The 20,797-nt window shown below is 57.2% G+C and carries 25 protein-coding genes and 2 pseudogenes; 19 read left to right on the forward strand and 8 right to left on the reverse strand.

Annotated features, from left to right (window positions below):
* Positions 1 to 174 precede the first annotated feature (174 nt).
* Positions 175 to 993: an alpha/beta fold hydrolase gene (locus BM216_RS29815; RefSeq protein ID WP_093003609.1), complete on the reverse strand. Its 819-nt coding sequence runs from the start codon at positions 991 to 993 to the stop codon at positions 175 to 177.
* Positions 994 to 1,992: 999 nt separating this feature from the next.
* Between BM216_RS29815 and BM216_RS29825 the strand changes: the two genes are divergently transcribed.
* The gene (locus BM216_RS29825; RefSeq protein ID WP_177230979.1) at positions 1,993 to 2,445 is read left to right on the forward strand and encodes a hypothetical protein; all 453 of its coding nucleotides are present in this window, start codon (positions 1,993 to 1,995) and stop codon (positions 2,443 to 2,445) included.
* An 11-nt stretch (positions 2,446 to 2,456) separates the two neighbouring features.
* Positions 2,457 to 3,341 carry an SDR family NAD(P)-dependent oxidoreductase gene (locus tag BM216_RS29830; protein WP_244530408.1) on the forward strand — a complete coding sequence of 295 codons (885 nt, stop codon included), beginning with the start codon at positions 2,457 to 2,459 and terminating at the stop codon, positions 3,339 to 3,341.
* 36 nt (positions 3,342 to 3,377) lie between these two features.
* Here BM216_RS29830 and BM216_RS29835 read toward each other — a convergent pair whose 3' ends face one another.
* Entirely contained in the window at positions 3,378 to 3,578 is a 201-nt protein-coding gene (locus BM216_RS29835; protein ID WP_093003456.1) for a hypothetical protein, read from the reverse strand.
* An 804-nt stretch (positions 3,579 to 4,382) separates the two neighbouring features.
* Here BM216_RS29835 and BM216_RS29850 point away from each other — a divergent pair.
* The 7 genes from BM216_RS29850 to BM216_RS29880 all read left to right on the forward strand — a co-directional run bounded on the left by BM216_RS29850 (position 4,383) and on the right by BM216_RS29880 (position 12,416).
* Complete coding sequence (locus tag BM216_RS29850) at positions 4,383 to 5,159, forward strand: SDR family oxidoreductase (RefSeq protein ID WP_093003462.1); 777 nt, start codon at positions 4,383 to 4,385, stop codon at positions 5,157 to 5,159.
* The gene (gene treZ / locus BM216_RS29855) at positions 5,159 to 6,976 is read left to right on the forward strand and encodes a malto-oligosyltrehalose trehalohydrolase (protein WP_093003464.1); all 1,818 of its coding nucleotides are present in this window, start codon (positions 5,159 to 5,161) and stop codon (positions 6,974 to 6,976) included. The genes BM216_RS29850 and treZ overlap by 1 nt, the downstream gene beginning before the upstream one ends.
* Positions 6,977 to 6,988: 12 nt before the next feature.
* Complete coding sequence (gene malQ, locus BM216_RS29860; RefSeq protein WP_177230986.1) at positions 6,989 to 8,842, forward strand: 4-alpha-glucanotransferase; 1,854 nt, start codon at positions 6,989 to 6,991, stop codon at positions 8,840 to 8,842.
* 548 nt (positions 8,843 to 9,390) lie between these two features.
* Positions 9,391 to 10,014, forward strand: coding sequence for a hypothetical protein (locus BM216_RS29865; protein WP_093003468.1), 624 nt, complete (start codon positions 9,391 to 9,393; stop codon positions 10,012 to 10,014).
* A complete protein-coding gene (locus BM216_RS29870) occupies positions 10,007 to 10,423 on the forward strand; it encodes a phage holin family protein (RefSeq protein ID WP_093003470.1) in 417 nt (138 codons plus the stop codon). The genes BM216_RS29865 and BM216_RS29870 overlap by 8 nt, the downstream gene beginning before the upstream one ends.
* Positions 10,423 to 11,394: a DUF3618 domain-containing protein gene (locus BM216_RS29875; RefSeq protein ID WP_093003472.1), complete on the forward strand. Its 972-nt coding sequence runs from the start codon at positions 10,423 to 10,425 to the stop codon at positions 11,392 to 11,394. The genes BM216_RS29870 and BM216_RS29875 overlap by 1 nt, the downstream gene beginning before the upstream one ends.
* A gap of 731 nt (positions 11,395 to 12,125) precedes the next feature.
* On the forward strand, positions 12,126 to 12,416 hold the full coding sequence (locus BM216_RS29880) for a TRCF domain-containing protein (RefSeq protein WP_244530399.1): 291 nt from the start codon (positions 12,126 to 12,128) through the stop codon (positions 12,414 to 12,416).
* A gap of 115 nt (positions 12,417 to 12,531) precedes the next feature.
* Here the strand turns inward: BM216_RS29880 and BM216_RS33785 are convergent, their stop codons facing one another.
* Together BM216_RS33785 and BM216_RS34345 are read right to left on the reverse strand one after the other, a co-directional pair.
* Complete coding sequence (locus BM216_RS33785; RefSeq protein ID WP_143102907.1) at positions 12,532 to 12,723, reverse strand: hypothetical protein; 192 nt, start codon at positions 12,721 to 12,723, stop codon at positions 12,532 to 12,534.
* Positions 12,724 to 12,779: 56 nt separating this feature from the next.
* Positions 12,780 to 12,950 (reverse strand): hypothetical protein, encoded by a 171-nt coding sequence (locus tag BM216_RS34345; RefSeq protein WP_177230980.1) that lies wholly within the window; start codon positions 12,948 to 12,950, stop codon positions 12,780 to 12,782.
* A 182-nt stretch (positions 12,951 to 13,132) separates the two neighbouring features.
* Here BM216_RS34345 and BM216_RS29885 point away from each other — a divergent pair, with 182 nt between their 5' ends.
* The 4 genes from BM216_RS29885 (at position 13,133) to BM216_RS29895 (ending at position 15,621) form a co-directional block, all read left to right on the forward strand.
* On the forward strand, positions 13,133 to 13,990 hold the full coding sequence (locus BM216_RS29885; protein ID WP_093003474.1) for a manganese catalase family protein: 858 nt from the start codon (positions 13,133 to 13,135) through the stop codon (positions 13,988 to 13,990).
* Between the two features lie 118 nt (positions 13,991 to 14,108).
* A complete protein-coding gene (locus tag BM216_RS29890; RefSeq protein WP_244530400.1) occupies positions 14,109 to 15,092 on the forward strand; it encodes an NAD(P)/FAD-dependent oxidoreductase in 984 nt (327 codons plus the stop codon).
* Positions 15,093 to 15,115: 23 nt separating this feature from the next.
* Positions 15,116 to 15,421: a hypothetical protein gene (locus tag BM216_RS34875; RefSeq protein ID WP_244530401.1), complete on the forward strand. Its 306-nt coding sequence runs from the start codon at positions 15,116 to 15,118 to the stop codon at positions 15,419 to 15,421.
* Entirely contained in the window at positions 15,418 to 15,621 is a 204-nt protein-coding gene (locus tag BM216_RS29895; protein ID WP_093003476.1) for a hypothetical protein, read from the forward strand. The genes BM216_RS34875 and BM216_RS29895 overlap by 4 nt, the downstream gene beginning before the upstream one ends.
* Positions 15,622 to 15,901: 280 nt before the next feature.
* Here BM216_RS29895 and BM216_RS29900 read toward each other — a convergent pair whose 3' ends face one another.
* Entirely contained in the window at positions 15,902 to 16,111 is a 210-nt protein-coding gene (locus tag BM216_RS29900; protein ID WP_093003478.1) for a hypothetical protein, read from the reverse strand.
* Positions 16,112 to 16,285: 174 nt separating this feature from the next.
* On the opposite strand from BM216_RS29900, the gene BM216_RS29905 reads away from it, so the two are divergent.
* Both BM216_RS29905 and BM216_RS29910 read left to right on the forward strand, forming a co-directional pair.
* Positions 16,286 to 16,798 carry a ferritin-like domain-containing protein gene (locus BM216_RS29905; RefSeq protein WP_093003480.1) on the forward strand — a complete coding sequence of 171 codons (513 nt, stop codon included), beginning with the start codon at positions 16,286 to 16,288 and terminating at the stop codon, positions 16,796 to 16,798.
* Positions 16,799 to 16,828: 30 nt separating this feature from the next.
* Entirely contained in the window at positions 16,829 to 17,410 is a 582-nt protein-coding gene (locus BM216_RS29910; protein ID WP_093003482.1) for a cysteine hydrolase family protein, read from the forward strand.
* Between the two features lie 30 nt (positions 17,411 to 17,440).
* Here BM216_RS29910 and BM216_RS29915 read toward each other — a convergent pair whose 3' ends face one another.
* The gene (locus tag BM216_RS29915; RefSeq protein WP_093003484.1) at positions 17,441 to 17,620 is read right to left on the reverse strand and encodes a DUF2934 domain-containing protein; all 180 of its coding nucleotides are present in this window, start codon (positions 17,618 to 17,620) and stop codon (positions 17,441 to 17,443) included.
* 64 nt (positions 17,621 to 17,684) lie between these two features.
* Positions 17,685 to 18,185 (reverse strand): annotated as a pseudogene (locus tag BM216_RS29920) (ferritin-like domain-containing protein).
* Positions 18,186 to 18,255: 70 nt separating this feature from the next.
* Between BM216_RS29920 and BM216_RS29925 the strand changes: the two are divergent.
* Positions 18,256 to 18,693, forward strand: coding sequence for a hypothetical protein (locus BM216_RS29925; protein WP_143102908.1), 438 nt, complete (start codon positions 18,256 to 18,258; stop codon positions 18,691 to 18,693).
* Positions 18,694 to 18,736: 43 nt separating this feature from the next.
* Positions 18,737 to 19,087 carry a response regulator gene (locus BM216_RS29930; RefSeq protein ID WP_244530409.1) on the forward strand — a complete coding sequence of 117 codons (351 nt, stop codon included), beginning with the start codon at positions 18,737 to 18,739 and terminating at the stop codon, positions 19,085 to 19,087.
* A gap of 2 nt (positions 19,088 to 19,089) precedes the next feature.
* Here BM216_RS29930 and BM216_RS29935 read toward each other — a convergent pair whose 3' ends face one another.
* The gene (locus tag BM216_RS29935; protein ID WP_093003490.1) at positions 19,090 to 19,590 is read right to left on the reverse strand and encodes a sigma-70 family RNA polymerase sigma factor; all 501 of its coding nucleotides are present in this window, start codon (positions 19,588 to 19,590) and stop codon (positions 19,090 to 19,092) included.
* A 300-nt stretch (positions 19,591 to 19,890) separates the two neighbouring features.
* Between BM216_RS29935 and BM216_RS35235 the strand changes: the two are divergent.
* Both BM216_RS35235 and BM216_RS35240 read left to right on the forward strand, forming a co-directional pair.
* A pseudogene (locus BM216_RS35235) lies at positions 19,891 to 20,136 on the forward strand (PAS domain-containing protein); the annotation flags it as partial.
* Between the two features lie 118 nt (positions 20,137 to 20,254).
* On the forward strand, positions 20,255 to 20,785 hold the full coding sequence (locus BM216_RS35240) for a sensor histidine kinase (protein WP_348272030.1): 531 nt from the start codon (positions 20,255 to 20,257) through the stop codon (positions 20,783 to 20,785).
* Positions 20,786 to 20,797 lie beyond the last annotated feature (12 nt).

Raw genomic sequence — 20,797 nt, forward strand, 5'->3', positions numbered from 1 at the left:
GGTCGGCTGTTGACCGTATTAAGTTAGGTCGTCCTCTGGATCTCTAGTGCGAACCGGTGCTGATAGCTCTCGCTGAGTCGGGCCGGCGGGCCTCATTGCAAATCGAAATCTTCGTGGATGTCAGAAGATCCTGTAAACCGACCAAGCCAAAAAGGCTTGGTCGGCGTTCTCATATTAGCCGAGGAACTCGATGAGATCTTCGCTAAGGCGATCTGGCGCAGTCGCGAACAGACCATGAGGTTCGCCCTCATATTCGATCAACTTCGCGCCTGGAATTCCTTTGGCAGCCGCTCGGCCTGCTGGATCGATCGGAACTGTCTTGTCAGACGTGCCATGGATGATCAGTGTGGGGACGGTAAACGCCGCGAGATCTGGACGGAAGTCCGTTCTGCCGAAGGCGTCGATGCATTCGATCGTCGCCTTGGGGCTTGCCATCACGGCGAGCACGAACGACCAGTCGAGCACGCCCTGGCTGACCGGCTTGCTGACCAGTCCCACCCCGTAAAACGTCTTCGCAAAACTTTGGAGGAAGGCAAATCGATCCTCGCGGACCTGCTTCTTCATGTCGGCAAAGACGCTGTAGTCGACGCCGTCTGGATTGCTGTCATCTTTCAGGAGGTACGGCACAACCGACGAAACGAGAACAGCTTTCGATACACGCGAGGCGCCGTGACGCGAGAGATATCGAGCGATTTCGCCCCCACCCATCGAGAAACCAACCAGATGCGCTTGTTCGATATTGAGCGCTTCCAGCACGGAGGCGAGATCGTCAGCGAAAATGTCGTAGTTGTAGCCGTCGGCCGGATGACCCGACTGACCGAACCCTCGGCGATCGTAGGTGATGACCCTATAACCGGCTTCCAAGAGAGCCAGCGACTGGTACTCGAACATATCGCCCGTCAGTGGCCAGCCGTGAATAAGAACGACGGGTTGGCCATGGCCCAAATCCTTGACGTGCAGCTGCGTTCCGTCTTTCGCTTCAATGAATGCCACGACCATCTCCTTGCTTCGTAAAGCAAAGGAATTCCGTAGCGTCCCGTTGGTTCCTCATTTGAGGATTTGCGATACTCTGTCAGGAGGCCGAGCAGGCGTTTATAATTACAGCGCTACTTTGCTGACCTCGCTTAAACAGTCACACCCGGCGCGTAGTTGACCGAAAACGTGAGCTGCATTTCAGCGACCGCTTTGCGATCCGAATCCATTATCGAAATCGAGACATTCCAGGCGGTGGAAAAACTTTGCAGGCGAATTGAGAAAGAGCGTTTAGGCCAGTGTTGAGGGCTTTGTGCGTGTTTGTGCCGTTAATATCGATCTCGGCTTCGCTGCCATCCTTGATACGCAAATAGAAGTTTGCGATGCCATATCCTTGCGCTGTGGCGAATGGTGCCGCTTCATCAGTCTACTGCGGAGGATCCGTAATGCTCGACTGCGCATCGACATCACCTGACGGCTCCCGCATCCACCACTGGCCTAAGAATACGATGCCGCACAGCAGGGCGCTAAAAGCTAGAATGACGAACATCGCGTTCCGATGGCGCCGAGGCGGCACGATCGTAAGCGGTTTAGCCATGCTCGTCGAGCTTAAGAACAGATCGTAGAGGCAAAGTGTGTACAACCGTGCCGTCACCGGTCGTGACCTCGAACTTGTCGCCATCGACAATATCACCGCCGCGGACCTTATCCGCCAGCAGCTCTCTAGCCGCGGTCTGCGCTTCTTCTAGCATTACCTCGTCGGATTATAACTCAGAGCCTTCCGGATCTTTCTCCAGCACCCCATTGATTCGATAGTTGAAGAAATACCGTGGCCTCGAAAGTCCTCCCAGTGTCCAAGACAAATCGGGAGCAAGGATTGAGTTTCAGCCGACATCTGAAGTTAAGTTTTCGGGAAATCTGCCAACCTGCCAGGGCCGTCCAGGAACTCTTAGGGTGGAACACGGTTCGTCTGTTCACTGACTTTCGTGTGTGGGGGCACGCCCTAAAAGGAGTTTCATGATGTCTAACGCTATTACAACGGGATCGACACAAAGAGGAAACACTGGCGCGACCGAAAATCATTTCGGTCGGTCGGTAGAGATCCAGGCTCAGATCGCCGATGCGAAGAAAATCGCGACCGCGACAGAAGCCGGCGAAATCTTGAACGTTTATCGGTTGGAACCCGTTGCGCCGCCCTATGATGCGCGTTGGGATCAGGCTCCATTTATGGGAACTTTAATCGTCGCTGCGCGGACCGCGGGAGATGCTCGACTCGTAGCTGCTGGCGCCGAGCTGAATTTCCAGGAAATCGATTCTCTGCCGGCTGAAGATGTCTCGACCAGGAATGCGAGCGCATTTCGAGACGAGAAGGCTTATACTGTCATTGAAGCGGAATACGGTCGGGAAGGCTTGCAGCGAGGGTTCCTTGAGGGCGAGATTCCGGTCGATACCATTCGACCGACGCAAGTTTGAGCGTGCGTAACGTGAGCGATGGGAATACTCTGTCCTCTCTGCAACATCATCGACCAAGTCAGGGTTTCGCGGTAATAACCGGAGCATCCTCAGGCATTGGTCGAGAGCTTGCAAAGCGTGCCGCGTCTGCCGGATTCGATCTCGTGCTCGCAGCAGACGAGGATCGAATTCACGATGTCGCGGTGGAACTGCGACAGATCGGCTCTATCGTTGATGCCATGTGCGTGGACTTGTCCACTATTCAGGGTGTCGATGACTTTGTGCACTTCGTCGAGGATCTGGATCGCCCGGTGGATCTGCTGATGGCCAATGCTGGCATCGATCACGGTGGAGCTTTCGTTGAAACGGATTTATCGCAGACACTTGCAGTGGTCGATACAAACATTAGAGGATCTGTGTCTCTGATCCATCAGATCGCCCAACGGATGGGGGCAAGGGGCGCCGGAAAGATTCTTGTCACCGCCTCGATCGTTAGTGTGTTACCCGGACCCTTTCACGCGACCTACTGCGCTTCCAAAGCGTTCCTGTATTCGTTCTCACAGGCTCTTCGGTACGAGATGAAGGAAAAGGGCGTGTCCGTTACTTGCCTGATGCCCGGAGTTACCGAAACGGGGGTATATGAGCGGGCGGGGATGCAGGAGACGTGGGTCGGTCGCTCCCGCAAAGCAGACCCCGCACTCGTTGCCAGGGTAGCTTTCGAGGCGCTTATGATAGGAAAAGCCGTGGCGGTCCCGGGCCTCGTCAATAAAATCGTGACAGGTCTTGCCGCGCTCGCACCAGTCTCTCTGCTTACAACAGTCCACGCGGCCGCAACTCGACGGAGGGATCCCGCGAGACGCGGTGACACCCGGTCAATGACGGGCAAACGTGCTGGCCGCGACGGTCAAGCTCATTGACAGCTGGGCAGGGAACGCTAGCAGACCGAAGCGAATCTAGTCGCCTTTGGTCTTCATCGCGTCGGTAACCTTGCGCTTGACCGGATCGGCGTTGGTCTCGCCAACTGCATCTTCTTCCGTATCCGGATCGTCCTTCGCTGGTAGATAACCTCTCGGTCTGTTCTCCTGTGGACCTTCCCAACGTGGCGACTGGTCCGTGGTGCCCGGTGCGCCGTCTTTCGGTGGATCGATACCCATCGTTGATCTCCTCTTTCCGCAGCCAACATCGCAAACCCACGGGAGTTCCGCGCTTAACCCTATTTCGGCGACAATTTTCAATGCGATGCGAATGGCTCTCCTCGTCCGCCAGCGTACAGACGCGAAGCCATCCGGGCAGAATGGAACTTGCGCTGACTGCACCGGTTCGCGCGCCATCAACTACGGATCTGTCCTGCTAAGGCGTGGTCAGTCTGTCGACAGCGAAGAAGTACAGCGAATGGCAGACCGGAAATCTGAACCGAAGAGCAACTTTCCTACCCCGATGGTTAGCAAGCGCCAGGACCGATCCGGCGCCCTTAACCTCGATGAGGTGGATATGAGCAAGGATGGTGTCTAAGGCGACGTCGCAGTCTCGAAGGGCCATGCCAGCACCTTCGTCAGCAACCTTTCGAAGACGGCACTGGGGAGAATACCTGATGTCGGATTACGCATGGAAAGTCACAGCACCGCGTCGGCCGGACTTCGAAGCTATCGGGACGCTCGACGACCGGGAAGCTTATCTGGACGCATCAGGCTTACCGGGAACCTCGCCGTCAAGGCCGATCATTGAGCGAACCTTGCGTGTGCAACATGAGGGGCAGGGTTACTACAAGGAGCCGACACACGCAGATGATCGGTGGTCGCTGCTTTGGATAGAGCTCGCAGGGCGGGGCTAAAGGCAAAGCGAAACCGGTCCGTCCTTGTGGTGGAACAACTGTCCTGAAACGTACGAAGATCTGCGAGGCCGGAACTCCGCTTCGGTCCAAAGGTTACAGCGATCGCCTCATCAGTCGGGAGTTCGTAATGAAACCAGCAATTGCCCTCGTCACTGGAGCAGGATCGGGTATTGGAAAAGCGGCAGCGCTGGCTTTGGCAGCAGATGGTTTGAAGATCGGTGTTCTCGGAGATACGCTCGAAGATATTTCTTCCACCGTGAGCCAAATCCGTGAGGATGGGGGAGAAGCCGTCCCGCTGCTGGCAGATATAGCAGATGAGGTAACGATGGTTGCTGCCGTTCAACAGCTCGTGGCGCAGTATGGCCGGCTTGATGTCGTCGTCGCCAATGCCGGCATCAACGGCGTGTGGGCGCCGATCGACGATCTGACGCTTGCCGAGTGGAACGAGACGATCTCCGTCAATCTTACCGGCACCTTCCTGACGATCCGCACGACCGTGCCCGAGCTTAAGCGCTCGGGCGGCGGCTCGATAATCGTTGTGTCGTCTATAAACGGGACGAGGACGTTCACAACGCCTGGGGCGACGGCCTATACGGCCACGAAGGCAGGACAGGTCGCCATGGTGCAGCAGCTTGCCCTGGAACTTGCACGCCATCACATACGCATCAACGCTGTCTGCCCTGGCGAGATCGATACGAATATCGAGACCAACACCAAGCTTCGAAAAGAAGACGAAACGGCGATACCCGTGGTTTGGCCTGACGGGCAAGTTCCCATCACAGGTGGGCGTCCAGGTCGCAGCGAGGATGTGGCGGACGTCATCGCTTTCTTGGCATCTGACAGGTCCAGGCACATCACGGGCTCTCCGATCTGGGTCGACGGCGGTCAAGGACTGCTCCGGTGATGGCCCCTATCGTTCAAGACAAAGAGGGTGATGTTTTGGTCGACTATGCATTTGGTCCTCTCATCTCGGATGGTGGTGTTGAGTTCCGGCTCTGGGCTCCCTTGGTCAAAGCCGTTTCCGTCAACATCGAGGGATGCGACTCGCGGCAGATGGAACGCTCAGGCGATGGATGGCATCGCTGCTTTTTGGTCGGCGTCAGGGCCGGCAGCCATTATAAGTTCGGCTTGCCGGATGGATCCGTGGTGCCGGACCCGGCGTCACGCTATCAACCTCAAGACGTCCACAGTGCGAGTGAAGTCGTCGATCTCAAATCTTTCGAGTGGACGGCCAAAGACTGGTCGGGACGTCCTTGGGAAGAGAGCGTCATCTACGAACTGCATGTCGGCTCTTTCACTCCGGAAGGAACGTTTCGGGCCGCGATCGGAAGGCTAGCCCATCTTGCAGAAATCGGTGTTACCGCAATCCAGATCATGCCGGTCAGTGATTTCCCCGGTCGGTATAATTGGGGCTATGATGGCGTTCTGCCCTATGCACCCGACAGCAGCTACGGCCGGCCCGAAGATTTCATGGCGCTGGTCGATGCTGCCCACCGGCACGGGATCAGCGTCTTCCTGAATGTCGTCTATAACCACTTCGGACGTGATGGAAATTACCTGCCGAATTACGCACCGCTATTCACCGAGCACCACAAGACGCCACGGGGCAATGGCATCAATTATGATGGCGAGGGGTCGAAGGCGGTCAGAGAGTTCGTCATCCAGAACGCGATCTACTGGATCACGGAGTTCAGGCTGGACGGACTACGTCTCGACGCCGTGCATGTCATCAAGGACGACAGTGAGGAGCATCTTCTCCATGAACTGGCCCGCCGGGTGCGGGAAGCGGCGGGCACCCGGCATATTCACATCATCGTCGAGATCGAAGATAACGACAGCGATTTGCTGGCGCGCGATGAGGAAGGTCGGGCCAGGAGCTTCACGGCGCAGTGGAACGACGATGTCCACCGCGTACTGCATATTGCTGCGACCGGCGAGACGTTCGGTTATTATCAGGACTACGCTGAGGACGACGGCAAGATCGGTCGCGCGCTCGCGGAGGGTTTCGTTTTTCAGGGCGAACATATGCCTTATCGGGGCGAGAGCCGTGGCAAGCCTTCGTCCGACCTGCCTCCTACCGCGTCCATCTCCTTTATCCAGAACCATGACCAGATCGGCAACCGGGCGCTTGGCGATCGGATGATCACATTCCGTCCGCTGGAGCCTATCAAGGCGGTGACTGCCGTCTATTCGCTGTCGCCTCAGATCCCGATGCTCTTCATGGGGGAGGAATGGGGAGCGCGCGAGCCGTTTCCTTATTTCTGCGATTTTGACGACGAGTTGAACGAGAAGGTCAGACAAGGTCGGCGAGAGGAGTTGTCACGCCTTCCAGGGTTCGATGCCGAGGACGCTCTTGATCCGACCGCGCTGTCGATATTCGAGATGGCGAAACTCGGCTGGTCTCACCGTGACAGTGCTGACGCTGTAGAAATGCTCGCATTCTGCAAGTCGCTTCTGAACTTGCGGCACCAGCGCATCGTGCCGCTGCTGCAAGGTGTGGGTGCTGGAAACGCGTCATTCCGTCATGACGGAGGCCTGACCATCGTTGACTGGACGCTCGCAGCTGGCTCCAGACTTCAGATCGTCGCGAACCTAGCTGACCAACCTGCAAAAATTCCGGCGCCGCCGACCGGCGAGCAGATCTATCTACTCGGCTCGGTCAGCGAGAACATACTTGCGCCGTGGTCCGTCTATTCAAGCATCAATCCCGCTCGAGAATAATGTAGGGGAGACATTATGGGTTCGCATCTCGACCTACTGGCCAAGCAACATGGTATCAGCCTGACGCGGCCGTCCCCGGATAATGTGGAAGTCCCGGTCTCCGACGAAACGAAACGACAGGTCCTTGCCGCCTTGGGCGTAGAAGAAAAATCTGCCGTTACACCGCTGAAGCAGAAGCCATCGAAGGCCATCCCGAAATCGTATTTGCCGGAAGCGCTCGAACAGGGACGTGTCTGGGGTATCAGCCTGCAAATCTACGAGTTGCGCTCCGAACGCAATTGGGGCATCGGAGACTTCGAAGACCTGATAGGTATGATCAGGCTGGGCTCCTTGCTGGGTGCCGACTTTATCGGGCTCAACCCGCTGCATGCACCATTCATCGCCGACCCGGATCGCTGCAGCCCGTACGAGCCTTCGAACCGGCAAATGCTCAACCCGCTCTACATCGCGGTCGATAAGGTACCTAGCTTTAAGGGCAGTCCGCAACTGGAAAGGCGGCTGAGGTCACTACGGGAAACCGACCTGGTCGATTATATCGGCGTTGCCGAGATCAAACTAATGGCCCTGCGGGAAATCTGGCGTTCCAAGCAGGGCTCCGCGGTAGGCACGTTAGACGGCGAGAGTTTCGACGCCTTCGTTCAAGCGGGTGGAGACGTTTTACGGCTGCATGCGCTTTTCGAAAGCTTGTCCGCGTTTATGGCAGAACGCGGAATTGGTGCAGGCTGGAAGGGTTGGCCGGTAGCATATCAGAGGCCCGATGGCCCCGAAGTTACTGGATTTGCGGAGGCCCACGCCGACGACATCCAGTTTCACATGTGGCTGCAATGGTTGGCACACCGGCAGCTCGGCAAGGCAGCCCAGGCCGCACAGGACGCAGGCTTAAAGATCGGTCTCTATCTCGATCTTGCGGTCGGAGAAGCCATGGACGGGTCTGCCACCTGGAGTGAGCAAGATGCCTACATCTCGGATGCAACAGTCGGAAGCCCGCCGGACCCGTTCGCGACCGAGGGGCAGGACTGGCATCTGGCTGCTTTCCATCCGGATCAGATCGCGTCTGGGAAGCAATCTCCGTACCGGCGGATGGTGACCGCAGCGATGCGTTATGCCGGCGCCGTCAGAATTGATCATGCCGCGGCGCTGCGACGGCTGTTTCTGGTGCCGCTGGAAAGTGCGCCCGACGGTGGCGCCTATGTGAACTACCCGCAAGACAAGTTGCTGCAAATCCTGTCGGATGCATCGGCAGAATTCCGCTGCGTCGTTATCGGCGAAGATCTGGGCATGCTGCCTGAAGGATTGCAGGACAATCTGGCTGAAGCCCAGATCTTGTCCTATCGGATCCTCTCTTACGAGCGAGGCGAGGATGGCTTCAAGCCTGCAGATGCCTACCCACGTCTGTCGCTCGCCTGCATCTCAACGCACGATCACCAGACTCTGGCGGGATGGTGGCGAGGGGCCGACATCAAGGCGCGGGCTGACCACGGAATCGTTCCGTCCGATGTGAGTGCTGCTCATGTTAAAGAACGCAAGCACGAGCGCGAGGACCTGAAACTCGTCCTCGCCCAAGCGGATGTAGAAGCGCCGCATCGTTTGCCGTCTGCGGCCGCGAATGACGAGAAGCTGAAAGACTTGGTGGTCAGTGCGCATCGATTCATCGCCAAAACACCATCGGTGCTCGCCGCTGTCCGGCTGGCAGATATGACCAGCGAGAAGCATCCAACCAACATTCCCGGCACAAGCGATACCTACCCCAACTGGAAACCGAAGTTGTCTGTCTCTGTCGAAGAGTTGGCAACCGTATCGCTCGTCAAGAAGATCGCCGAAGTTATGCGAGAAGAGCGCAATGAGCGGTTGAGATCGCACGGATGACAATTTCTTCTTACTCGAAGTCTTCTCCAACTCGTGGCGATGATTTTTTGCCACCATTACCGATTGACCTCGTTAACCATCGCTCGACCACTAAGATCTGGTCGATTTCGGTCTCCCCGCCATCTTTCTAGACGCCCTGTGCAGGAGCGCTCGCGTGAAGCGTTTCGCCATCGCGTCTTCGTGAGCAGCCTTCGGACGGCCTGTCACCAATTTTCCAGCAAAACTACCTAGCCGGCCCCGATAGCTGGACGAGAAGCGAAATCCTGAGACGTTGCTGTGAAAATGACCGATAGAGATCGCCTTAGTTGTCACCGATGCCGCCAAAGTCTTTGTCTCTCGTTCACCGGAGACAGGGCGCTCGGCAACATGGCTGGCGGTTTGGACCTTTGTTCGTCGAATTCAGGTATGCGGGCTGACAAGCATCGGGCCACGCGCGCTGTCACAATGGTCAAAGTATGAATGTTGACATCCGACGGAACTAATCGAAAACGCCGCGGTTTGAGCGCTGGTCGGTCGCCGACCGAGTCTTGCTCGTAGGAGGAACAACCATGGACGATAACAGTAGAAGTGATACGGCCGGAGCTTCCGCTTCGGGGTCCAGCACTGCCGGTAGGCCTCGCCCGTCGGACTTCGACAGATCGCCGGACCCAGCTGCAACCACGACGGATATCAAGGAAAAACTGTCGGACGACTTAAGGTCGGCCTCCAGTTTTGCCCGCAACGAACTCTCGGGCGCATCGGAGAAGGTTCAGGCTACCGCCAACGACCAGAAAAACGTCATCGCGACCAAAATCAGTGGAATTGCTTCGGCAATCGAAAAGGTGGCTGACGAGCTCGAGCAGGGCGACAACCGGGAGGTCGGGAAAGTCGCACGCAGCCTCGGCTCCGGCATCAAGAAATTCACCGACGAAATCCAGGATCGTAGCCTGGGCGAGATCGCCGGAATGGCGGAAGATTACGGCCGCAAGCAGCCGCTTGCCTTTCTCGGGCTCGCCGCCATCGCAGGTCTCGCCGCAAGCCGGTTCCTAACGGCATCTGCCCACACGACAAGTTCAGACATCGCTGGTTCGACCAAGACGAACCGAGATGGAGAACCGCAACCGATCGGCCTTACTCCGACCAGCACTCCATCGCACGGTCAGCCAAACACGGAGGGCCGCGTCAATGGCTAAATCGGCAGACGACAGATCGCTCTCCGAACTCGTGACAGGGCTTGTCGGCGATATTTCGAGTTTATTCCGCAAGGAGATCAACCTCGCCAAGACCGAAGCTTCCGAAAAAATGGCTCATGCGCTGACCGGCATCGAAGCATTCGCCGCGGGCCTCGTCCTTGCCATCTGCGCAATCGGCGTCTTACTCGCCGCCCTGGTCAACGGACTGACGGCCTTCCTCGTTGCCCGAGGCATGATGGAGCCAAGCGCAAGTGCGTTGTCCTCGGTCGTTGTGGGTCTCATCGTTGCGCTGATTGCCTGGGGACTGGTTTCCCGCGGGCTCGCCGCACTCCGGGGCAACAACCTGAAGCTTGAACGCACCTCCGCCTCTCTTCAGCAGGATGCGAAAATCGTAAAGGACAGAACGTGATGGCCTACACATCCGAAAACCCAAGCTCCGCAGAGATCGAACGCGAGATCGCCGAGGACCGCCTCCGGATCGAAAACAAGCTCGACGCCATCCAGCAGCGAATGTCGCCCGGCCAGCTCGTCGATGAGGTTATCAGCTATGCCAAGTCGAGCGGTGGTGGCGAGTATGCGTCCAACCTGAGCACTGCGGTGAAAAACAATCCCGTCCCGATCGCACTCGTCGGCGTTGGCCTTGCTTGGCTGATGGCTGGACCGAAGACGAGTGTTGCATCCTATGCGAAGCCGGAGGATCACCATTACCCTTTGGCGACCATTCAAGGCGAGGTCCGGCGATCCGGTCCCGTCACCGTGGATGGCGAAAACCGCTACAGCCATTTCACCGACAGTGCCGGCAGCCGTTACAAGGCGTTGACGGATGCAACAGGCCGGCGTGCCGGACACTTCATGGATGAGAGCGGCAAAACCTTCCGCGGTTTTGCGGATGCGTCTGGCCGGCACTATCATGACCTGCGTGACGAAGCCGGCAAGCTGTTCGATGAAGCGTCAGGCTGGATCTCCAGCACATGGCAGGACCTCACGCGCTCTGCCGGTAGAACCGGAGACACGGTTTCGCAGGCTGGCCGCAGCGCGATCGACACGGGCGCCCAGTTGAACGATGCGATCCTCAAGCATTTCAGGGATCAGCCCTTGGTGGGTGGAGCGCTTGCCTTCGCCGTCGGCGCAGCGATCGGCGCCGCCCTTCCACATACGAAAGCCGAAGACGAGGCGCTCGGATCAGCATCCGATGAGGTGAAGTCCATGGTTTCGCATCAGGCCTCGGAGACCTTGGACAAGGCCGAACAGGTTGCAACGGATGTCCTCGACAAGGCGGTCTCGATTGCGACAGACGTCCACGACACCGCACGCGATCGAATTCAGGAGGAAGCGCAAGGCTTGAAGGGTGCGCAGCCGTCGCCCGTCGGCAACGGCTAGTCCGCAAATTCGAGGGGTGTGAGCCGCGGTTCCGCGCCCCTGTCTTCGACGTCGGGTCCGGCTTGGTCGTAGCGCTTGTCACCCTTGCCGTGCCAGCAATGGCACGTCGATCAAACGAGAGAAACAAGCGGCCGCATCTTTTGTTTGCGCAGAGTGGCAGTAAGCCGGACGCCATGAGGAAATTCCAGTTGCGCATCGCCGAGTACAAAGTCACAGACCTCTTGCAATCCTCACATACCGTTGAAAAAACGCCGGTAGTCAGAACGCCAGCTGCCTTTATCGCGACTCGTCTCGCAGCATGCTTCGAAATGCGGAAAACTCTCTCTGTTACGTCGCCCTCGGCGAAAGTTCGGCGGCACGCCTTGCCAGATCGACCCGATGCCTTTCCCAACCATGGACCTTGTCCTGTTGCCGCCATGGGATTGCCTTCCTTACGAACGAGTCCCGCCATCCAGGCACTGCATGGGAAGGGGGATGGATGCATTGAGGGTCTGGACCGAAGCCTCCGATCGCCCCCGGCTGCTGGTCTCGTCACTGGACGCCATGCTCAAGCGCATCCCTCTCCCGTCAATTATTGAAAGTGGTCGACGAATTGATGGTCGGCAAGCCTTCGACCGGCGCGCTTTCGAGACGTTCGTACGCTCGACGGGCTACTGCGCAAAGAAAAGACCGAAGAGGCCGTCCGTGCCGTCCTCAACCTCGGGGTCGCGGGTATCATACCGGACGATTACGTGTCCGATCCCGCTGTCCGGCTCAATCTACATGCGCGATTGTTGCGTGCGAATTCCCTGAGGGAGGTCGACGAACTCGATGAGGAGTTTGACGACCGCTTCGGCGAGCCGCCAGAGGAGCTCTTGATCCTGCTACGCCTGACATTGCAGATTGCGGCAGGCCGCCTTGGCCTTGTCAAGTTGGACGAAGGCCCTAAGGCACTGGCAGTAACGTTGACCACGAAAACGCCAGCGAAAGCGATAGGAGCTCTGTCGAAAAGGCCGACGCTGTTCAACAGGGGAACCGTGTGATATTTCCGCGACCGACGTCCGATGGCCTGGAGCGTTTTTCATTTTTTGAAACTCTGCTTCCTGGCCGCTGAATGGCAGTAGAACAGAGATGACTAGCTGATCGCGATCAAACCGGTCAAAGCGACGAGGGTCTGATCGCGTCCCTCGAGGCATGGCCAACCAAGACGCCGTGCTGGAGGTCGGTGCGGGCGTGCTCGATTTCGATGACCGTATAGGCTTTCTCACCGCCGAAAATGGTCACTGTGCTGGCAAGGCCGATCACTGGCCGCTTGGCGTGAGCGAATTCCACTCCGATGTGGCGGGGCACCGCCGCATTGCAATATCGTCCTGCAAGCAAGCGGGTCCTATGCCAGAGCGACGATCTCACCGCGAATGCTGCTCGCTTGTGCCTGTTTGGGGGTTGGAAAGCGTGCTTTTGTCAGGTTCACCTTCCGTAAGGACAAAGAAATAAACGGCGCCGATGATCATTGCGATGCCGAATATCGCGCCGACAAATCGCAGCATGCCGCGGCTCGCTCGTTGGTCCGTATTCATCGGTAATCTCCTATTTCCGGTTGTCGAACAGGCCAAGCGCGCAAAAGTTGCAGCGATAGGTCAGACTCGCAAACCAGCGGAAAAGTCGAGTTCCTTGTCAGAGAAGCGGAACTTCTCGTGTCGGGTGCTGTTCGCGGGCCGATATCTGTCGAGGTATCGTAAACCCACACGAGGAGAACACGATGTTCAGTTTCGACAAGCGCCTGCAGTATCCGGTAAAGGTCGGATCGCCCGACCCGATCTTCGCTCGGATGCTCCAGCAGGCCATCGGCGGCGTTGAGGGAGAGATCCGCGTCTGCATGCAATACTTCTTCCAGGCTTGGGGAGCACGTGGCCCGACCACGAAATATCGAGATATGCTGCTTCATACGGCTACCGAGGAGATCGGCCATATCGAGATGCTGGCAACGGCGGTTGCACTCAACCTCGACAAGGCTCCGGCGAGTCTGGCGGAAGCTGGTGCAGCGGACGGCATCGTCGGCGCTGTCATGGGAGGCGAAAACCCGCGTCATGTGATCGAGGGCATGCTCCATCGTCATATTCTCTCGACCGGAATGGCGGCATTTCCTGGGAATTCTGAAGGGGTGCCCTTCGACATGTCCCATATTTATGCAAGCGGCAATCTTGCCGCCGACATGTACTGCAACGTGGCGGCAGAAAGCACCGGGCGCGTTCTTGCCACCCGGCTCTACAATGCAGCCCACGATGACGGCATGAAGGACATGCTGCATTTCATGATCGCCCGGGACACAATGCATCAACAGCAGTGGCTGGCGGTCATTGAAGAGCTTGGTGGAAACGAGGGTGCTCTGCCTATCCCCAACAGCTTCCCGCAAGAAAAGGAAGACCAGACCCACAATTACGACTTCTTCGCAACCGCCTCGGACGGCTCGGTGCCTCCACCTGCACGGTGGAACGAAGGACCGTCGATCGACGGTAAGGGTCAGTTCACCATCTTCCAGAACGAGCCGCTCGGCGAGGAGCCTATCCTGGGCCCTGCGCGACCTGACAGCGGCGCGCAGAACGAACAGATTGGCTGATCATCGGCATCTGCGGTCGTGGATGAGGTTTCGTCCACGACCAAAAGTGAAGGTGGCTTGGAACTCTGTCGCATGCGTCCAGTTCGCGGGGCTCACTGACAACGAGAAAGGGCTGCGTATGGCAAACCGGATCGTGATCATCGGCGGAGGTTTTGGCGGGTTGGCCTGCGCAAAGGAGCTTGGTAATGCCGATTACCTGGTGACCGTGATCGACCGGCGCAATCACAATCTTTTCCAGCCACTGCTTTATCAGGTCGCGACCGCCGCACTCTCACCCGCCGATATTGCCGAGCCTATCCGTAAGACGTTGGGTCGCTATCGCAATATCAACATGCTGCTGGCTGAGGTCGTTGGAATAGATCCGTCCGCCAAACATGTGCTCCTCGATCATGGTGGGACAGTCGAATACGACCGGTTGGTCATCGCGACAGGATCGGATTACAACTATTTCGGCAGAGATGACTGGCGTCCCTTCGCGCCTGGAATGAAGACGCTTCACGAAGCGCGTCTTGTGCGACAGCGTCTTCTCCTTTCATTCGAGCAGGCTGAGCGAACGAACGATCGCGACGAGCAGCGAGACCTCCTGACGTTTGTTGTGATCGGCGGTGGGCCGACTGGTGTCGAGATGGCCGGGGCGATTTCAGAGCTCGGCCGCTTCATGATCGATCGTGACTTTCGAAATCTGCAAGCGGAGCAGTTTCGTGTCATCTTGCTCGAAGCCGGCCCAGGCCTCTTGGCCGCTTTCCCTGAGAAGTTATCCTCCTATGCTGCAGACTATCTCGAGCGGATCGGTGTGCAAGTCCGTGTCGGTGAACGTGTTCTCAACGTCACCAGCCAAGGAGTCCAGCTCCAGAGCGAGTTCAGCACGACCGGCTGCGTCGTGTGGGGAGCAGGCGTCAAACCGTCCCCGGCATCGAAGTGGCTTGGGCTGACGGAAGATAGGGCTGGACGCATTCCCGTTAACGCGAACCTCCGCGTTACTGGGCTTGATGAGATCTATGCTCTGGGGGATACAGCTCTAACGGTCGGAACGAACGGCAGACCACTCCCTGGTCTGGCCCAGGTCGCCAAGCAGCAAGGCATTTATCTTGGGCGGTACTAGCACGAGGTAAGACATCACCATTCGTGTTTAAAAACCGCGGAAACACAGCCGTCATCGGGCGCAATGCCGCTGTCTTCGATTTCGGATCATGGACGCTGAAAGGACGGTTGGCGTGGCTGTTGTGGGCCTTCGTCCACGTCTATCTGCTCGTCAATTTCGAAAAGCGAATTCTTGTCAGCATTCAATGGTTCAGCCGCTATCTTACACGACAACGCGGCGCTCGCATTATTGATGAGCATCAATCGGAACTGGACGCGAATGACGTGTTTCAGGAGAACCAGACTGTAGGTTCGCCCGCTAACTTGTTAAGAAAAGGAGACAGCCGATGAGTGCTCAATTTTGGCTGCTTATTGTCGGATGTGGCGCAGCATTTTTTGGTTTTGCGATTTCCGTCGCATCGAAAATCGCGACGTGGGTCGGAGCGGTCATTCTTGTGGTCGGCCTGATCGGATTGGGTACTTATTTTTTCAACGGCAGTGAGAAGGCTGTTGTCGACCCGCCGGATGTCGGCACCCCCAGCCAAAAGTAGTGCGAAGACAGAAAAGGAATATTCCGGGTTGCGGATCAGAACCGGCAAGCTTTTAAGGAAGAAGGGACTGGAGCAAAACCGACAATCGGAGGAAAAGCATGAAGAGCGAAAATAAGCCAGGCAACCGGATTGCCGCTGTCCGGGCTATTTTGGTCGTGGTCGTCGCCGGCCTGTCGGCTTACATGGTGTCCCTGTCGCCTGTCGGGGCGGCCCCAACCGCCAACCCTCTCCGCATGCGATTGATCAGTCGAATTGAGTACCTGCCGATCGCCGTGCCCCATCAGCCGCGAAATTCGCCCTCATTGCTATCCGCGGGTTTATAGTTGAGGTCGAAATCCTTTTGATGTTTCTTGCCCGGTGGATCGCGGTGGACCGTCGCATCCTCCGAGCCGGTAATAACGGTCGGCTTGGCGCTGGCAACTCCGGTTGCTTTGCGATCGGCTTGCAATGGGGCGTACTGACCCTTTGCTTCGTCTTCAAATTTACTCATGACATCCTCCAGAGGTATTTGCGATATGGCAGCTAACCGGCCACGAGGGTCATAGTTCCGGCACGGCTCACCCCGATGGCGAAGAACCTCGTACCGAGTCGCTCGCGAAGAAGACGTTCAGGGAACTTTCGATATCCGACCAAGTTCGCTGGTCTCCGACAGAGGAGAGACCGGATGTCTGACAGCAAAACACGCGAAATTTTTGTGACTGGCCTCAAGAACGCCCACGCAATGGAAAACCAAGCACTTTCCATCATGAAGCCACAGGTGAAGCGCATCGAGAATTATCCCGATATCGCTGCGAAACTTGAAGAGCATATCCGTGAGACAGAGGGCCAGATCGGACGCCTGGAGGAGATCCTGACATCGCTCGCCGAAAACAATTCATCGCTGAAGGATGCAGCCCTGTCCTTTACCGGATCGATGGCTGCCCTTGGCCACACAGTCGCCGCTGACGAGATCCTAAAGAACAGCATGGCCAACTTCGCGTTCGAAAACTTTGAGATCGCAGCCTATAAGTCGCTGATTACGATCGCAGAACTCGGTGGTTTCGAGGGCTTGGTTGCGCCCCTCCAGGTCAATCTTGATCAAGAAGTCGCCATGGCCGCTTGGCTCGAAGAAAGTCTCCGACCGACGACGATCAAGTTCGCCAGCCTCAAGGAGGCCGGGCAAGCGGCCAAAGTGTGAAGACGCGGCGAATAGAGGACCCACCCCACCATGCCACGGCAAACCTGGCGCCACCTATGCGTTGATATGCAGCGGATGTTTAATGAACAGACGCCGTGGCATGTGGAGTGGATGGGCAGGGTTCTTCCTGCCATTGAGGAAGTTGTCGGCCGATATGCTGACGAAACCATTTTCACACGGTTTATGCCGCCGATCGATGCCTCGGCCGCCGTGGGGGCCTGGCAATCCTATTACGCGCATTGGCAAAGCATGACCCTTCAAGCGCTGCCCAGCGAGATGGTGGACGTTATCCCTCCGCTTCAGCGGTTTCTTCCTCCGGCACGGGTGTTCGACAAGACGACATATAGTCCCTGGACAGGCGGGCAGCTGCATCGGGTGTTATTGCAAGAGCGGGTCTCGTCGATTGTCGTGTCGGGCGGGGAGACTGATGTCTGTGTGCTAGCCACCGTATTGGGCGCCATCGATCTTGGCTACCACGTCACCGTCCTCTCAGACGCTGTTTGCGGCGGCGCAGATGCGACACATGATGCAGCTTTGAAACTGTTGAGAGATCGGTTTGCTATTCAGCTTGAGGTCATGACGACCGAGGGTTTTTTGATCATCGCCCGCTAGTTCGCGGGCGACGCAAGTTGGCTTAGAGGATCAAGAGTCCTCGTCATCCCAGCCCGCCGGGGCGCTGCTGTTCTTCTCCTGTCCTTGGCCGGCATCCCATTCCGCACTGGCTTCGGCCCATTGCTCCGCGTCCTGGCCATCCGGCCGCCCAGACTGCTCCCAGAGCTCGTAAGCCCTCTTCGATATCCATTCTTCGCGATCAGTACCCATATAATCCTCCCAACGATGTTTCGATTGGTGCCGGCGGGAAGCCAGGCCCCGCCGGCATCAATGTTCAGGCGCTCTTCTTTGCGCCCTTCGGGTTTGCAGACGATTCGCCCAGCTGCGTGAGAAGCTCGTCGGTTTCGAGCTCTTCCTGAAGATTGGCATCAAGAAGCGGGATCGCTTCCTTTAGACCGAGCTGTCCGGCCCAGCTTTTGAGCGTGCCGTAGCGGGCGATCTCGTAATGCTCAACAGCCTGGGCTGACGAGATGAGGCCAGCGTCCAGAGCGACCGAGCCCTTGAACTCGTCGATGATTTCCTCGGCTTCGGCGATAATGCCCTGAATGGCCTCGCAGGTTTTGCCGCGGGCAGGCTTGCCGAGTAGCTCGAATACCTGCTGCAGGCGCTCGATCTAACCCTCGGTCTGTTCCTTGTGGTTGAGGAATGCCGCCTTGCCCTCTTCGGACTGCGATGCCCGCGCCATTTTCGGCAGGGCTTTCAGGATCTGCTTTTCGGCGTAGTAGATATCCTTGAGCGTATCGAGAAACAGGTCGTCCAAAGTCTTCTCAGCCATAGTAGCTCCTTCCAAGTTGAAATTGGCGCTCACGAACTGAGGACGAAAGCGAAAGTTCCACCGGATGAAAATGAAGTTTGCGATTATTTTCGCCATGGCACTGCGTGGCAGATCGGTGGGCGATGGCCGCTTAAAGGATCAATTTTTGCGGGACGGCAGCCGCCTCAAGAGCCTCGGCGTGTGCGCCAACAAAGCTGCGCCTGCAGCGCAAAGCGATCGGCAGCGCGATCACAATCAGCCCGACTACATAGTCGAGAACTTCGTGCAGTCGGGTCGGAAGAAACCGTGTTATGACCTTTCCGGAAAATCGGCTGACTGCGAACATCCGTCGGAGCCTGGAGTTCCTTCGGCCAGAATTAAAATTTTTCGGTCGGAACTCGATCACTTGGCGGCTGTTTGTGACAGTGGCAGTGACAGCCTGGTGCGTCTTAAGCCAATCATGGCGACCCGGCCGCCATTCTTGTGGCGGCGCGAATTCCCCGCTAGCTTGAAGCGATTGCGAGGTTAATTTGGACAGCTCATTTCACCTGAGCCTTTTCAAGGGCAAGCACATCCTGATCGTGGAGGACGAGTATTTCCTCGCTGATGAAACCCGCCGGAAGCTTGAACGGCTCGGAGCGACGGTCGTAGGACCCGCCGGCAGCGTCGAAGACGCTCTTCGATTGATCGCTTCGTCAAAAATCGACGGAGCAATCTTGGATGTGCATCTTGGAGATGAATTCGTTTTTCCAGTTGCGGAAGAGTTGGACGGAGCCGACATTCCCTTCGTCTTCGCAACGGGTTATAACCCGTCCGTCATTCCGGCTAGGTTCTCAGGATATGCATTGTGCGAAAAGCCGACCGAGCTTGGAAAAATTGCGGCGGCGCTCTTTGGGCCGGATGGTGGCGCTGCACTGAACTGAAGTCAGCCGCCGTCAAGTATCGTCCAAAGTTGCAATCTGGCGCGATTAACGCGGCTTTTCATCGTCCCGATCGCACAGCCGCACTTTTGAGCCGCATCCTCGTAGCTCATGCAGTCGATAAAGATCATCTTGATCGCGGTTCGATGGTGTTCCGGCAGATCGGCTATTGCGCGTTCGAGCTCATGCCCGCGAAGGTTCCATTCCTGTGGGGGTGGAACGCTCACCTGTAACGCTGTGTCATCGGCAAAGCCAACATCCTCGCGCTTGGTCAATCCAAACTTCGTGCAAAACGTATTTCGCATGATGGTGTAAAGCCAGGATCTCAGTCGCGTGCCGCGCTGAAACTTCCCGGCATTGGCGATCGCCTTGAGGTAGGTCTCCTGCACAAGGTCATCGACATCGGTGGGCGAAGCGTGAAACCGTCGCGCGAAGTTTCGAAGTGCCGGCAGATGCTCAAGGAGCTCGATTTCGGTGAAGCCGGTCTGATTGTTCCGTTGCTGCATGACATCCTCCCGTTAGACCGGAAACAATGTCGCATTAGTATCGTTCCCACCGAATCGACTTGCATACAGAACCGTACGCTTGCGTACCGTTCTGCCCACTTGCTTCAACCTCAGTATCCGATGAGGTCTCGGATTGACGTGTCGCCACGCCCTTGCCAGTGATCAATGTTGTTCTAACTCCGTCGTCAGGCCGCTGCGATCGCCGGGACGGCTCCGAAACAGGTGCCTCAGTGATGCTGGAAGACCTATATCGTTTGCTGCGGAGCGGACACGTGCAGGCGCAAGGCGTGGGTGGATACCATGACCCAGCCGGTTGTGGTTATCGACCAGAACCTGTGCGTGACCACCGCGAACAACGCTTTTATCAAGGCGTTCACGGTGCAACGGGACGATATTCTTCAGCAAAACTTCTTCGGGCTGGGAAACGGTCAGTGGGATATAGCCGACCTTCGTCAGCTGATCGCTACCGTCATCCCCAAGGCCGCGGCTGTCGTAGGCTTTGAAGTCACACACGATCTTCCGACAATCGGCGAGCGAACGTTTCTTATCGACGCTCGCCGGCTCAATCACCCGGACGGCAACAGTTCGAATATTCTCGTCATATTCGAACTGTTGCCGTCACGAGGTGGAGTCCGCCTTCATCCTCGAAGAGACGCGCCACCGCATGAAGAACCTGTTCGCTGTCGTGCGGGCCCTTGCGATGCAAACAACGACCGACCGGCCAGCGGCCGAATATCGAGATGTCTTGTTAGATCGGCTGGAAGCGACCCTACGCGCCGAAGAAATTGCCATCCATGAGGGGGCAGCCAATTTCGAGACGTTGCTGAAGCGGTCCGTGGGACAAGCAAATGCGGATCGTATTCAGTGTAAAGGATCGGAACTTAAGCTTCGGAGCAAGGTGGTCGCCCCAAGCAGTATGATCTTTCATGAACTGACGACAAATGCATTCAAATACGGTGCTTTTTCCGTTCCGGATGGGACAGCACACGTGTCGTGGACGCTCGAAGACGGTCCAAAAAACCGGAAGTATCTTGTTTGCACCTGGCAAGAGAGAGATGGCACGGCGGTCGCTCAGCCTTCTCGCACAGGGTATGGCACCGAACTAATGAGGGGGACAAGCTCTCATCTCGGGGGAAGCGTGGAACACATCTACAACCCAACTGGTTTGTCCGTCACGATCAAAATCCCGGTGTGACATGAGCGAACC

It is taken from the genome of Rhizobium sp. NFR07 (genome assembly GCF_900111905.1).
Classification (GTDB): Bacteria; Pseudomonadota; Alphaproteobacteria; order Rhizobiales; family Rhizobiaceae; genus Neorhizobium.